Source organism: Dietzia sp. WMMA184 (genome assembly GCF_002441635.1).
Taxonomy (GTDB): Bacteria; Actinomycetota; Actinomycetes; order Mycobacteriales; family Mycobacteriaceae; genus Dietzia; species Dietzia kunjamensis.
On the sequence record NZ_NXEI01000001.1, the window covers coordinates 1,212,396 to 1,225,837 of the forward strand.

11 protein-coding genes are annotated in these 13,442 nt (G+C 66.4%); 7 read left to right on the forward strand and 4 right to left on the reverse strand.

Features of this window, described 5'->3' with window-relative positions; genetic code table 11:
* Positions 1–254 precede the first annotated feature (254 nt).
* Positions 255–833 (reverse strand): hypothetical protein, encoded by a 579-nt coding sequence (locus tag CK206_RS05570; RefSeq protein WP_240341490.1) that lies wholly within the window; start codon positions 831–833, stop codon positions 255–257.
* A gap of 170 nt (positions 834–1,003) precedes the next feature.
* Between CK206_RS05570 and CK206_RS05575 the strand changes: the two genes are divergently transcribed.
* Together CK206_RS05575 and CK206_RS05580 are read left to right on the forward strand one after the other, a co-directional pair.
* Positions 1,004–2,638, forward strand: a complete 1,635-nt coding sequence (locus CK206_RS05575) for a sodium-dependent transporter (RefSeq protein WP_096905821.1) — start codon at positions 1,004–1,006, stop codon at positions 2,636–2,638.
* A 3-nt stretch (positions 2,639–2,641) separates the two neighbouring features.
* Positions 2,642–2,788 carry a methionine/alanine import family NSS transporter small subunit gene (locus tag CK206_RS05580; RefSeq protein WP_096905822.1) on the forward strand — a complete coding sequence of 49 codons (147 nt, stop codon included), beginning with the start codon at positions 2,642–2,644 and terminating at the stop codon, positions 2,786–2,788.
* A gap of 54 nt (positions 2,789–2,842) precedes the next feature.
* On the opposite strand, the gene CK206_RS05585 is transcribed toward CK206_RS05580, so the two are convergent.
* The gene (locus tag CK206_RS05585; RefSeq protein WP_096905823.1) at positions 2,843–4,228 is read right to left on the reverse strand and encodes a glucose-6-phosphate dehydrogenase; all 1,386 of its coding nucleotides are present in this window, start codon (positions 4,226–4,228) and stop codon (positions 2,843–2,845) included.
* Between the two features lie 45 nt (positions 4,229–4,273).
* Here CK206_RS05585 and CK206_RS05590 point away from each other — a divergent pair, with 45 nt between their 5' ends.
* Positions 4,274–5,149 (forward strand): maleylpyruvate isomerase family mycothiol-dependent enzyme, encoded by an 876-nt coding sequence (locus tag CK206_RS05590; RefSeq protein ID WP_096905824.1) that lies wholly within the window; start codon positions 4,274–4,276, stop codon positions 5,147–5,149.
* 14 nt (positions 5,150–5,163) lie between these two features.
* Positions 5,164–5,670 carry a gluconokinase gene (locus CK206_RS05595; RefSeq protein ID WP_240341489.1) on the forward strand — a complete coding sequence of 169 codons (507 nt, stop codon included), beginning with the start codon at positions 5,164–5,166 and terminating at the stop codon, positions 5,668–5,670.
* A gap of 65 nt (positions 5,671–5,735) precedes the next feature.
* Here CK206_RS05595 and CK206_RS05600 read toward each other — a convergent pair whose 3' ends face one another.
* Together CK206_RS05600 and CK206_RS05605 are read right to left on the reverse strand one after the other, a co-directional pair.
* Entirely contained in the window at positions 5,736–6,260 is a 525-nt protein-coding gene (locus CK206_RS05600) for a DUF421 domain-containing protein (RefSeq protein WP_096905825.1), read from the reverse strand.
* Positions 6,261–6,291: 31 nt separating this feature from the next.
* Positions 6,292–6,837 carry a CAP domain-containing protein gene (locus tag CK206_RS05605; protein WP_159981080.1) on the reverse strand — a complete coding sequence of 182 codons (546 nt, stop codon included), beginning with the start codon at positions 6,835–6,837 and terminating at the stop codon, positions 6,292–6,294.
* A gap of 318 nt (positions 6,838–7,155) precedes the next feature.
* On the opposite strand from CK206_RS05605, the gene CK206_RS05610 reads away from it, so the two are divergent.
* The 3 genes from CK206_RS05610 to CK206_RS05620 are packed head-to-tail and all read left to right on the forward strand — an operon-like array spanning position 7,156 to position 13,423.
* Complete coding sequence (locus tag CK206_RS05610; protein WP_096905827.1) at positions 7,156–9,087, forward strand: class I SAM-dependent DNA methyltransferase; 1,932 nt, start codon at positions 7,156–7,158, stop codon at positions 9,085–9,087.
* Entirely contained in the window at positions 9,084–10,283 is a 1,200-nt protein-coding gene (locus tag CK206_RS05615; protein WP_096905828.1) for a restriction endonuclease subunit S, read from the forward strand. The genes CK206_RS05610 and CK206_RS05615 overlap by 4 nt, the downstream gene beginning before the upstream one ends.
* Positions 10,280–13,423 (forward strand): type I restriction endonuclease subunit R, encoded by a 3,144-nt coding sequence (locus tag CK206_RS05620; RefSeq protein WP_254050491.1) that lies wholly within the window; start codon positions 10,280–10,282, stop codon positions 13,421–13,423. The genes CK206_RS05615 and CK206_RS05620 overlap by 4 nt, the downstream gene beginning before the upstream one ends.
* Positions 13,424–13,442 lie beyond the last annotated feature (19 nt).

Sequence of the window (13,442 nt, forward strand, 5' to 3'; positions counted from 1 at the left end):
GCTTGAGGGGGTACGCGCGACCGGAACAGGGGGCTCTTTCGCCGCGCGCCGAGTGATCCGCACCACATCAAGACATGACGCGAACCTCATATCGACAGGTGAGGGGCCCCTCAGGTTTCCCAACGCCCCCGTTATCCGATCGTTATCTCGTTCTCAGGGGTTCTCCGACCCCCCACGGCGTGTCGCGGACACCCCCGCAGCGTGCCGCGGCCGGGCCCGCAGGGTGTCGCGGGCCGGGCCCGGGCCCGTCTGCGTCAGGCGCCGCAGCGCAGGATCGCCATGGCGACCGCGTCGAGGCCTTCAGCGGGACACAGATCGGCGGAGAGTCGTCGCGGCCCCGACGTCCACTCGACGTGCGCCGTCCGCACCGGAGCGCCGAAGGCGATGGTCACCAGTCCCCCGATGCCCGGTGTCCCGTCCGGCCCCAGGGCGCCGGCGCCGACCGTCTCGACACCCACCACCTCTGCGACGGTCGCGGGTCCCGGAGCGGGGATGAGGCTCACGTCGATCCGGGTCCCGTCGAAGGCGCCGACCCACACCGCGAAGGTTCCCGTCCCGTCCGAGCGGAGATCCAGGGTGTATCCGTGCGCGAACCACGACCCCGTCTCCCCCACGAGGTCCGCAGGCCCCGGGACCGGCGTCGCCACCGGGACCGGCGCCACCACGGGGGCCGGTGAGCCGACCGGGCCTGCCGGGCCTGCTGTGCTCGGAGCGGAGGCGATCGCGGGATTCACCGCCCCCACGGCGAGGACACCGGCGACGACCGCCGACACCACCGCGCGGAATGCAGACGTGCGATTCTCCGCGCTTCGTGTGCCGATATCGGTCCTCATGGGCTTACCGTATTCCCACGAGTCACACATCTCGATGCAGAGATTGCGTCGATCCGGTCACCAACACGCAACGGCCGGGCTAGAAGTTGGTACACGCCGGGGACGCACGCACCGTCCCATGACAGGACCGCGCGGGCCCGCGGGCCCGCCCGTCGACAAGGAGTCGTCCCATGACACGACCAACCACCCGGAGCGGGGTGAAGCCCCGGGAGACGTTCTCCCGTCGCTCCGTCTTCGTCTTCGCCGCCATCGGCTCCGCCGTCGGCCTGGGCAACATCTGGCGCTTCCCCTTCGTCGCCTACGACAACGGTGGCGGCGCCTTCCTGCTGCCCTATCTGGTGGCACTTCTCACCGCGGGTCTCCCCCTGTTGTTCTTCGACTACGCCATCGGTCACCGCTTCCGCGGATCCGCCCCGTTGAGCTTCCGGCGGATGAACCGGTTCGCCGAGCCCATCGGGTGGATCCAGGTCCTGGTCTCCTTCGTCATCGCGGTCTACTACGCGGTCATCATCGCCTGGGCTGCCAGTTACGCCTGGTTCTCCCTCGATGAGCGGTGGGGCTCGACCTACGAGGAGTCCGCGACCTTCTTCGCCGAGGACTTCCTCCGCGCGGGCAGCGGGTTCGGCATCGATTTTGTGCCGGGCATCGCCATCGTCCTCGCGGTGGTCTGGATCGCCACCCTCGGCGTCCTCCTCGCCGGCGTCCAGAAGGGCATCGGACGAACCGCGATGTTCTTCGTCCCGCTCCTGGTCGCTCTGTTCGCGGCCCTGGTGGTCCGCTCCCTCTTCCTCGACGGCGCGCTCGAGGGTCTCAACAACTTCTTCACGCCCGACTGGGGCGTCCTCACGGAGCCGTCCGTGTGGATCGCCGCCTACGGTCAGATCTTCTTCTCCCTGTCGGTCGGCTTCGGCATCATGCTGACCTACTCGTCCTACCTCAAGCGCAAGACCAACCTCACCAGCTCCGGCCTGGTCGTGGGCTTCTCCAACTCGGCGTTCGAGGTCCTCGCGGGCATCGGCGTCTTCGCCACCCTCGGCTTCCTGGTGACCACGTCGGCGGGAGCCGGCTGGGACGATGTCGGGGGCGGCCCGGGCCTGGCGTTCATCGCCTTCCCCGCCCTCATCTCTCAGATGCCGGGCGGGCCGATCTGGGGCGTCGTGTTCTTCGTCTGCCTCATCCTGGCGGGCCTCACCTCCCTGATCTCCATCACCGAGGTGGTCATCTCGTCCTTCCAGGACAAGATCGGGTCCTCGCGCACCGCTGCCACGCTGGCGGTGGGTGTCCCGATGGCCGCCATCTCCCTGCTTCTCATGCCCACCGAGACCGGCCTGCAGAATCTCGACATCCTCGACAAGTTCGTCAACAGTCTGGGCATCGTCGGCATCTCGCTCATCGCGTTGGTCGTGGTGATCTTCGGCATGCGCCTCGCCCCGCAGTTGCGCGATCACCTCAACTCGGTGTCCTCGTGGAGGGTGGGCACGTTCTGGATCGTGTGCCTGGCCGTCATCACGCCGCTCGTGCTCGGCTACTCCCTCATCCGCGAGATCATGACCCTGATCGCCGAACCGTACGAGGGGTACGAGGCGTCCGTCCTAGGCGTCTGGGGTTGGGGCATGATCGCCACGATCCTCGTGCTGTCGGTGGTCCTGTCCCTCCTGCCGTGGCGCGGGTCCCGTCAGCTCGACGGCCCCCCGACGGTCGACGACGACCCGAGCGACTTCGCCTACGAGGAGGGCCTCACCCCTCCCGCCGCCGACCGCCCGTCCGGTGCGACGGCGTCCCCGCGCAAGACCAAGGAGGCCTGAGCAATGGATGCTCCCGCGATCATCATGATGGTCCTGTTCCTGCTCGTGATCTGGGGCGGACTCGTCGCCAGCATCGTCCACTACGTGGGCCACCCCGACGGGGTCGACGAGGGTGCCGTCCGAGAAGCGGCGGAACGCGGCAGGGGCTGACCCCGCCCGACCGCAGCTCCCGGCCCCGGTTCCGCCCACGGACCCGGGGCCGGGTCATTCCCGGCGGTCGCCCACCGCCGGGCCGTCGGAACCCGCCTCGTACTCCTCGAGTGGGACCCCGCCGGCCTCCCACGCCTCGATCACCGGAGTGAGGATCCGCCAGCACTCCTCGGCCACGTCACCGCGGACCGTCAGCAGTCGATCGCCGTCGAGGATGCGTCCGAGGACCTCCCCGTACGGCAGCAGCTCGCTGTCCCCCAGGTCAGCGGCCAGCCGGGTGCTCTCGAGCGTGAACCGGTCGTCGGCCGCGTTCGTCGCCAGGTCGAGGGACACCCGGTCGGGCGCGATCCCGATCGTCAGCCGGGTCGGCGGAACACCCCCCGAGAACGCCCCGGGCACGTGGCGCGGCGGCCGGAACGCCACCGTCACCCGCATCGAATCCTCGCCCAGCGCCTTGCCCGACCGCAGGAACACCGGCACCCCGGCCCACCGCTGGTTCCGTATCTCCAGGACGACCTCGGCGAACGTCTCGGTCCCCCGAGCCGGGTCGACGCCGTCCTCTTCCGCGTAGGACACCACGTCCCTGCCACCCGCCCGCCCGGCGGTGTAGCGGCCCCGGCGCGAGGAGACGAGCGGATCGCCATCCCACACGCGCGTCGCACGCAGCGTGGTGACGATGAGGTCGTGGAGTTCGGTGGCGTCGAGGCGCGCGGGTGCATCCATCGTCGCCAGCGCCATCACCAGCAGCAGGTGGGACTGGAGCATGTCGACGAGCGCGCCCGCGGAGTCGTAGTACCCGGCGCGGCCCTCGAGGGCGAGCGTCTCGTCCGCGACCACGTCGATGCGCTCCACGTGTTCCGCGGTCCACACCGGCTCCATGATGCGATTGGCGAACCGCATGCCGAGGATGTTGAGCACGGTCGCCTCCCCGAGGAAGTGGTCGACCCGGTACACGCGGTCCTCGGGCACGAGGTCGGTGAGCAGTGCGTTCACCCTGCGCGCCGAGGCGAGGTCGTCGCCGAACGGCTTCTCCAGCGCGAATCGCACGTCGTCGCGCAGTGGGCGCCCGCGCAGGCCCTCACACGCTGCGGCCGTGACGGCCGGTGGGAGGGCGAAGTACAGCACCACCGGTCCGTCCAGCCCGTCGATGAAGTCGGAGAAGGCCTCGGCGTCCGTCACGTCCAGTTCGACGAACCGGGTCGAGCCCACGATCCCGTCGACCTGCTCCGGGGAGCGGTCCCCGGCGCGCAACGCACCGCGGACGAGGTCGCGCCAGTCACCGTCGTCCATCCCGGAACGCCCGGAGCCGATGACGGTGACGTCACGGTCGGGATCCGTGGCGAGCAGGGTCCCCAACCCGGGGAGCAGGAGTCGCTCGGTGAGGTCGCCACCGGCTCCCAGGATCGCGAGGGTGGGACGGTCGGTCGTGGTCGGCGACATGCCGCAGACGCTACCCGCGGGGCGGCGCCGCAGTAGCGTGTGACCATGGACACCAACAGCCCCGATGTCACGACCGACGCCCCCGCCGCCGAGCCCGCCGGGCAGGCCCCCGAGGAGATCCGTCACCTCATCCAGCAGTGGAAGCGCCTCGACGAACTGCTCGCCGGGCTCAAGAGAGACGACTGGATCGCACCGACCCCTCTGCCGGGGTGGACCGTCCGAGATGTCGTGGCACACGTGGCGGGCACCGAGCACATGCTCGCCGGTGAGACGGTCCCGGACATCGAGTTGCCCGCCTCCGCCCGCGAGTACGTGCTCAACCCGATCGCGGAGCTCAACGAGAAGTTCGTACAGGAGGCGCGCCCGCTGGCTGTCGAGGACGCGTTCGAGGACTTCCGCGACGTCGTCGCCGAGCGCACGGAGCAGCTCTCCGAGATGAGCGCCGCAGACCTCGAGGCCGAGACCGACTCCCCCGTCGGCCGCGTTCCGTTCCGCCGCTTCATGGGTGTGCGGGTCTTCGACTGCTGGATCCACGAGGACGACATCCGGCAGGCCATCGGGATGCAGCATCACCTCGGCGGCGACATCGGCCGGTTCGCGGTCGGGGAGATCGTGAACGCCCTGCCCCGCATCGTCGGCAAGAAGGCCGCCGCGCCGGACGGCTCCCGGGTCCGGTTCCGCGTCACGGGTGATGCGGGCACCGATCTGCCGCTGGCCACCGATGTCGTCGTGGACGGACGCGCAGCCCTCGCCGACGTCGACGACACCGCGCAGCCCACCGTGGAGCTGGTCTTCGACACCCCGACCTTCGTCCGCGCGGCGACCGGCCGGATCGTCGCCGAGCCGGGCAGCGGCGTGGAGATCAGTGGCGACGAGGACCTGGGCCGGACGATCCTCGGGTCGCTGGCCTTCACCATCTGACGCCGCCGTCGCCCGTGTCCGGACCCCACATCGTCGTCATGGGCGTCTCGGGTGCCGGGAAATCGACGGTCGCCCGTGTGATCGCCGTCCGCCTCGGTGCGCCGTTCCTCGACGCCGATGACGTGCATCCGCCCGCCAACCGCCGGAAGCTGAGCGCCGGTGAGCCCCTGACCGACGATGACCGCGCGCCCTGGCTGGCCGCGGTCCGGGACGGCATGCGGGAACGCGACCGGTCGACGGGCAGCGGCCCGGGGCTCGTCGTCGCGTGTTCGGCGCTGCGACGTGCCTACCGCGACATACTGCGGCAGGTGGAGCGCCCGGTGTTCTTCGTCGAACTCGGCACCGACCCCGAGCTCATCGCGGCCCGACTCGCCGCCCGCCGGGGGCACTTCGCGTCCCAGCGGATCCTCGAGTCCCAGCTGAGCACAGTGGAGCCGCTCGAGGCCGACGAGACCGGGATCGTCTGCCCGATCACGCTGCCGGCGTCCGAGATCGCGGACGAGGTCCTCGCCGCTCTCTGACCCTGTTCTCGCCGCCCTCTGACGCGCCCCCTCGCCGGGGGGTCACTCCGCGCCCCGCCGGCGGGTCAGTCCGCGTCGCGTCGCGGCCACCCCGGGACGTCGTCGAGAACGGAGCCGTTGCCCAGCTGCGAACCGGTGATGACGCTCCTGCTCCCGTCGCTCTCCAGGATGACGGCGGCGGCCTCGCCGAGGTCCCCGATACCCGAGGAGCGGAGGGTCTGGCGGATGTCGGCGTGCGTGAGCCGGTGCCGCGCCAGCTGGTCGTCGAGGATGATCCCGTCGCGGACGAGCAGAGTCGGCTGTGCGGTGAGGGCCTTGCGCCCGCCCGGCAGTCGCCTCAACTGGGAGACGACGTACTGCAGGAGGACGAGCAGCGCCAGGGCGACCGCGCCCTCGGTCCACGACACGTCGGAGCTGAGGATGATGGTCGCCAGCGTCGAACCCAGCGCGACGGTGACGATGAAGTCGAAGGCGTTGAGCTGCGCGAGGGTGCGCTTGCCGAACGCCCGGATCGCCACCACGAGGAAGATGTACGCCGCGGTGCCCACGAGGAGTATCCGGAGTATGTCGGACCAGTTGTCGAACCACATGCCCGAACCGTACTGACCACGACGGTTCCTTCTACCTCTCCGACATCGGGGTGGCGAAGTGCTGGACGTAGAGATGAGCCTCCGGGAGACCCTGGTACGCGGCCGTCCGCAGGCAGACACCCACGCGGGTGAGGTCCGGGTCGAGGATGTTCTCCCTGTGGCCCGGGCTCTGCATCCAGTTGGCGACCGGATCCGGACCGCCCGTGGACGAATAGAACAGGTTCTCGGCAGCCCTGGAGTAGTCGACACCGGCCTCCCGGATGAACGTGGACGGGCCGCCGCTGCCGTCAGGCGCGGTGTGCCCCCAGTAGTCCCTCGCGATCATGTCGTCCGCTTTCGCGCAGGCACTGTCGCGGAGCCTCTCGCTGGCGTCCAGAGGCGGAAGGCCGTTCTCGCTCCGCTGTACGTTCGTCTCCCCTTCGACCGGGGACGGCTCCGCCGGGGGCTCGACCGCAGACTGACCCCCGGGGGCCTTCGACGAGAGGCCCCGGTCCACCGCGACATCCACCTGCGCGCAGCCGGCCACCATCGTCGAGGCCGCGAGGATCAGCGACGCGGCCGATGCTCTCGCGGCCATCCGGTTCCTCATCCTGATCACCCGATCCGAGGGAAGACCTGTGCGCCCGGGGAGACTTGAACTCGCTAGACGCTGCAGGTCCATTGCGCTGAAATCGATCCTACCTGCAGTTTGAGCCTTTCGAGATCGCTGCCCATCCTGCTGGTTTCTACGAGTTTGTGGGCAGAATGTGGGCAATTTGTGGGCATGGGTTGCCAACCCTCGAGGGCTACCGACGAACAGCCCAGAGACAACGACAACAACCTGCAGACCTTCTCCTACGTTCCCGTCCCTGGGGTCTGTGAGACGCAACTTAACTCATCATCGATAATGACTACCATGAGCGCTCAAGTTGCCAAGATCAGCCAGTCAGCGGTCTGGGACACCGCCGACAAGTACCTGCGCAACGTCGTGGACCCCGAGGACTACGGCGAGTACATCCTCCCGTTCCTCATCTTGCGCCGACTTGAGTGCCTGCTCACCGATACCAAGGACGAGGTCGTCGCACTCGCCGAGTCCGGCAAGTTCACCGGTGAACTGCTTAACATGGCCGTCCACTCGAAGTTCGGGCTCGGCTACTACAACACCTCGCGCTTCGACCTGGAGGTCATCGGCAAGACCGACGACCACGTACAGGAATCGCTCCTGGAGTATCTCGACGGGTTCTCCGAGCAGATCGCTGATATCTGGGATGCGTTCAAGTTCCGAGAGAAGATCGCCACCCTGGAGCGGAGCAGTCGTCTCTGGCAGATCATTCGGCACTTCGCGGCGATGGACCTGCACCCTGAGACGATCCCCGACGTGAGCATGGGTGACTTGTTTGAGGACATCATGTTCCGCGCCTTCACGACCAAGGGCAAGGGCGCTGGTGCGTTCTACACGCCGCGTGATGCGATCCGGCTCATGGTCGACGTGCTGTTCGCTTCCGACGACGAGGGCCTGACCGGCAAGGCACCGGCCCGGTCTGTCTACGATCCGACCGCCGGAACGGGCGGCATGCTCTTGGTCGCGCAGCGGGCGCTTGAGGAGATGAACCCGCACATCGACGTGACCCTCTACGGGCAGGAGATGATGGACTGGGCCTACGCCATCGGCAAGGCTGACCTGCTGATCCAGGGCGGTCGTCCCGAGTCGATCAAGCAGGGTGACACCCTGCGCGTGGACCGCTACGAGGGCGCGACCTTCGACTACGTCCTGTCCAACCCGCCTTTCGGTGTCGACTGGTCGGTCTCCAAGTCCGAGGTCATGCGTCAGGCAGAGGTTCCCGGGTCCCGCTTCTCGCACGGACTTCCTGCCGTGTCTGACGGGCAGATGCTGTTCCTGAGCCACGTGGCCTCGAAGATGGCCCCAAAGGGTCCGAACGGTGCCGGAGGGCGTGCCGCCATCGTCTCCAACGGCTCACCCCTGTTCACCGGCAAGGCCGGGTCCGGACCGGACAAGATCCGCGCATGGCTGCTCACGAACGACCTCGTGGACGCGGTCATCGCGCTGCCGGAGAAGATGTTCTACGGCACCGGAATCGCCACCTACGTGTGGATCCTGGACAACAACAAGGAGCCGCACCGCCAGGACAAGATCCAACTCATTAACGCCGCGCCATTCTGGTCTCCGATGCGTAAGGGCATGGGAGACAAGACCCGCGAGATGAGTGAGAGCGACCGCGAGGCTGTCCTAGACCTCTACACCGCGTTCGAGGACGGCGAACACTCGAAGATCGTCACCGCCGACGACCTCGGTTACCGCGACGTTCCGGTGGTCAAGCAGAAGCACTACGCCACCAAGGTGACGTCCGAGGCCGTCGAGGAATCCATGACGCACCCAGCAGCGGTAGAGGGTCACCGCTCCATCGTCGAGAAACTGGACGGCGTGGTCTGGAACAGCCTGCCGACCCTGCTCAAGACCAGGGCTAAGGCCGCAGGTGTCAAGATGCCCACCGGCTTGATCGACGCGATCATGGACGCGGTCGCGCACGACGATCCCGAGGCTCCCCCGGCGGTGTCTCGCACCGGCAAGCCCGTCCTAGTGGATGGGTTCTCGATGACCGAGCGCATCCCGCTGTCCGAGGACGTGGACGAGCACATGCGCCGCGAGGTGCTTCCGTTCGCGCCCGACGTGACGTGGGACGAGGCTGCCTCCAAGGTCGGCTACGAGATCCCCTTCACCCGGCTGTTCTACAAGCCAGAGCCGGTCCGTCCCTTGGAGGAAATCGACGCCGACATCGCCCGAGTCATGGCGAGCCTAGAAGCGAAGTTCAAGGCGGTGCGGGAATGAGCTACACCGATAATTCAGCGTTCGCGGGGAGCCGGTACGAACTCTGGCCCCTCGGCACACTTGTTGAGGAACGCTCCGAGACGGGTGACGCAGCAGACCTCGCTCCGCTATCTGTCGGAAAGCAGGGTGTAACTGCACAGTTGGCGGGTGTAGCCAAGTCTGCGAACACTTCCAGCAGAAAAGTAGTTCGCGCGGGCGACATTGCCATCAATTCCAGGTCTGATAGGCGGGGCGCGGCGGGGCTCGCCAGACAAGATGGGACAATATCGGTTGTCTACTCGGTAATGACGCCAAACCCCCACCTACTCGACAAAGAGTATGCCCACCATCTTTTTCGGTCAGTTCCTTTCCAGGAGGAGTTCTTTCGGTTTGGAACCGGTATTCACTGGGATCTCTGGTCGACTCGTTTCACGAGCATGCGACAGATACCGGTACCCCTCCCGCCGCTCCCCACCCAACGCGCCATCGCCGACTACCTGGACCGAGAGACGGCGGAGATTGACGCGATGGCGGCTGAGCTAGATGAGCTGGTGGAGAGGTTGCGTGATCGTCGAGAGGCGGTCGTGGGATCAGAGGGGGTCTTGGATGCCCCGAGAGTTTCTCTTGGGATGTTGTGTGACTTCAATTCGGGCGGCACACCTCCAACTTCGGACCTGTCTATGTGGGATGAATCCGACACTGGAACCCCGTGGGTCGCCATTTCCGACATGAGCACTGTCGACTCCGTTTCAGAAACCAAGAAGTCGGTAACCAAGCTAGGGATAGAGACAGCGCGGCTACCCGTAGGCAAACCCGGAACTGTACTGTTCGCGATGTACGCGAGCGTAGGTGCCGTTTCAGTTCTCGGAATCAATGCGACCTGGAATCAGGCCATCCTAGGACTGTCTCCAATCGAGCCGGAAACCCTTTCACCGGATTGGCTATTCCATGCCCTGACACTTCTGAAACCGGAACTCCCGCTCTATTACCGGAGTAATACGCAGAACAATCTCAATGCTGAGCAGGTCAAGGCTCTACGCATCCCCCTACCGTCCCCTGATGAACAGCGGCGAGCCATCGAACTCATTAGGTCACGGCAAGACGAGATCGACTCGATGATCGCGGATGCTCAGAAGCTGAAAGCCCTGCTGGCCGAGCGCCGGTCCGCGCTCATCACCGAGGTCGTCACTGGCCGTAAGGAGGTTCCCGTCCCGTGAGCACCGCCGTGTTGATGGAGCGCGAGTTCGAGAACAACATCTGCCAGTCGCTCGCTGAGCGTGGCTGGCTCTACGACCCCGCAGACACCGGCTGGGATCCGGAGCTGGCCTTGCATGGTCCGGACGCGCTGGCGTGGCTGGAGTACCGCCATCCCACGGAGTACGCCAAGGCTGTCCCGGATAACGGGTCGGACGTGGAGCGCGCGCTGGCGCAGCACCTGTTGCTCACGCACCTGTCCGAGCGGGTACTGGGCGGCAAGGTCAAGTACGACGCCGCGCACGGCAAGATCCGTGGCGGGCTACTCGGTGCGCTACGGGAGGGGTTCAAATACACCCGCGCCGGGCACATGACCTCAACCTTCGGTGCGATGGCGGCGTACCCGCCCGCGAACCCGATCCTCACCACCGCTGTCGAGGCCGCGAAGACCAACCGCTTGCGGGTGATCCGGCAGGTCCGGTTCGACGCTGAGACAAACGAGACCATCGACCTGGTGCTGTGCGTCAACGGCGTGCCGGTGGTGACGATGGAACTCAAGACCGACAACACCCAGGCCATCGACGAAGCCAAGAAGCAGTACCGCCGCGACCGCAAGCCGGGACGAGGGAAGTCCAGGGCACTGCTGGCACCGGGGCGCTGTCTGGTCCACTTCGCGGTGTCGAACTCGGAGGTCTACATGACCACCGAACTCAAAGGCGAGGACACGTTCTTCCTCCCGTTCAACCAGGGCACCGAGGACGGACAACCGGGCAATCCGCCGTCGGAGACCGGCTCGGCGACGGACTACCTGTGGCGGCAGGTCTTCGACCGTGACCTGTTCCTGCGGCTGCTCAATGACTACGCACTGTGGGAACCGGCCAAGCGGGACAAGAAGGGCAAGGCCATCGGCACCGCCGGGCGGCTGATCTTCCCGCGCTTTCACCAGCTTAGAGCCACCGAGGCCGTAGTCTCCGACATCCTCACGAACGACGTGGGTGACCGGTACTTGATCTGGCACTCTGCCGGGTCGGGCAAAACCAAGACGATGGCGTGGATGGCGCACAACCTCATCCGCAGACACGACGCGGGCGGTAACAAGCTGTTCGACTCGGTGATCATGATCTCCGACCGCACGGTGCTGGATCAGAACATCCGCGATGACATCGCACTGCTTCAGGCATCCGAGGGTCTGATCGTTCCGGTCGGCGAAGCCGGTGGGGCCAAGTCTCCGCAGCTCCTCCAGGCGCTGAGGGATGGCGGGCACATCATCTCCTGCACTCTCCAGACCTTCCCCGAGGTTCTCAAGATCATCGGGGACCGTAGTGATCTGGAAGGCCGCAAGTGGTGCGTGATCGCTGACGAGGCGCACTCATCCCAGACCGGCTCCGCTGCACTGGCGCTGCGACGCCTGCTTGCCGATGCGGTGGCCGAGTCCGAGGACGGTGAGCCACTGACCGGGGACGATCTGTTGACCGCGCAGGAGTCCGCCGTGTCGCAGGCGATCAACCTGACGTACGTGGCTCTGACGGCCACCCCGAAGGCCAAGACGTTGCGGCTGTTCGGTTCCAAGCACGGTGACGGCGAGGATGTCACCTACCTGGCGTTCGACACCTACACGATGGCTCAGGCTATCGGCGAGGGCTTCATCCTCGACGTGCTGGGTAACTACACCACCTACGACATGCTCGCGAGCGTGCGCGACGAGCTGGGCCGCGAGGAGCACGTCAATCGCGGCGAGGCGGTCTCGGATCTGGTTCGGTTCGTCCGCCTGCACCGCACCTCGATTGCACAGAAGGTCGAGGTCGTCGTAGAGCACTTCCGACGCAACGTCATGCACCACCTCGACGGGCACGCCAAGGCCATGGTCGTCACTTCGTCCCGCCAGGCAGCGGTGAAGTGGTCCCTGTCGATGAATGAGTACATCGCCAAGAAGGGGTACGGCGATATGCGCACCCTGGTGGCGTTCTCCGGCTCCGTCGACCTCGATGACGACCCGACAGCCACCGGGCTGACCGAGGCCGGACTGAACCAACGCGGCGACACCGAGAACGCCTTCAAGACCGACGACCAGTACCGCGTCCTCATCGTGGCCGACAAGTTCCAGACCGGCTTCGACGAGCCCCGACTGTGCGCGATGTACGTGGACAAGAAGCTCTCGGGAATCACCACCGTCCAGACCCTGTCTCGGCTCAACCGCGTCTACCCGAACAAGCCGACCCCGATGATCCTTGACTTCATCAACACCCCCGAGGACATCCAGGCCGACTTCAAGGTCTACTACTCGGACGCGCAGGTCCACGGCGAGGTAGATCCCAACAGCCTCCACGACCTGGCCGACGTGCTGGATACAGCGGGCTTCTACTCGACCGAGAAGATGATCGAGGTGGCCGACGCCTACGCGGCGGGCGAGAACGGTGAGACGCTGCGCAAGCTCATCACGCCCATCGTCCACGTCTGGAACGGCGAGTACAAGCAGGCGAAACTGGCCGGGGACAAGGAAAGGTCGCAGGAGATCTTGGACTTTAGAACCAACCTCATCAAGTACAAGAACGCCTGGGAGTTCCTCACCCAGATCATCGACTACGCCGACATCGAGATCGCCAAGCGGGCCGCGTTCGCCATGATCCTGGGACGCAACCTCAAGATCACCGACCGCCCCCAAGAGGAGGACTACGTGGGCGGCGTGACCCTGTCCGGAGTCGGTGTCGTTCCTGACCGGATCGAGGAGGACATGGCGCTGACCGAGGGCAGCGAGGAGCCGCTGAAGAGCCCTGAGTTCCTGCCCCAGACCGGCTCCATGCCCGCCCCGGTGAAAGAGACGTTCGAGCGCGTCATCGAGGAAGTCAACGCCCGGTTCGCCGCCGCCGGAATCACCGCGAACAACCGCGAGAAGCAGGGCTTCGTCACGGCCATGTGGGGTGCCCTGTCGGGCGACACCGAGGTGTCCGACATGGCATCGGAGAACACCGGCGAACAGATGAGCAAGTCCGCCAAGTTCAAGAGCAAGGTCCAGAGGGTCCTGTTCGAGCACATGACCTCGACCGAGGAGATGGGCACCGCTGCGCTCGCCAACCCCGAACTGCTCGACGCGCTCACGGCGGGACTTGCCGAAGTTGCCGAAGCCGCGAAGAAGTTCGGACTGCTGGACGGTGACGGCGAGTAGGTCGAGGAATAGCGACAGA

Excerpts from the sequence above, each read along its gene's own strand:
- CK206_RS05605 (WP_159981080.1), bottom strand. The coding sequence starts at position 6,837 with ATGGCCGCGAGAGCATCGGCCGCGTCGCTGATCCTCGCGGCCTCGACG.
- CK206_RS05585 (WP_096905823.1), bottom strand. The coding sequence starts at position 4,228 with ATGTCGCCGACCACGACCGACCGTCCCACCCTCGCGATCCTGGGAGCC.
- CK206_RS05610 (WP_096905827.1), top strand. The coding sequence starts at position 7,156 with ATGAGCGCTCAAGTTGCCAAGATCAGCCAGTCAGCGGTCTGGGACACC.
- CK206_RS05575 (WP_096905821.1), top strand. The coding sequence starts at position 1,004 with ATGACACGACCAACCACCCGGAGCGGGGTGAAGCCCCGGGAGACGTTC.
- CK206_RS05580 (WP_096905822.1), top strand. The coding sequence starts at position 2,642 with ATGGATGCTCCCGCGATCATCATGATGGTCCTGTTCCTGCTCGTGATC.
- CK206_RS05600 (WP_096905825.1), bottom strand. The coding sequence starts at position 6,260 with ATGTGGTTCGACAACTGGTCCGACATACTCCGGATACTCCTCGTGGGC.
- CK206_RS05570 (WP_240341490.1), bottom strand. The coding sequence starts at position 833 with ATGAGGACCGATATCGGCACACGAAGCGCGGAGAATCGCACGTCTGCA.
- CK206_RS05590 (WP_096905824.1), top strand. The coding sequence starts at position 4,274 with ATGGACACCAACAGCCCCGATGTCACGACCGACGCCCCCGCCGCCGAG.
- CK206_RS05615 (WP_096905828.1), top strand. The coding sequence starts at position 9,084 with ATGAGCTACACCGATAATTCAGCGTTCGCGGGGAGCCGGTACGAACTC.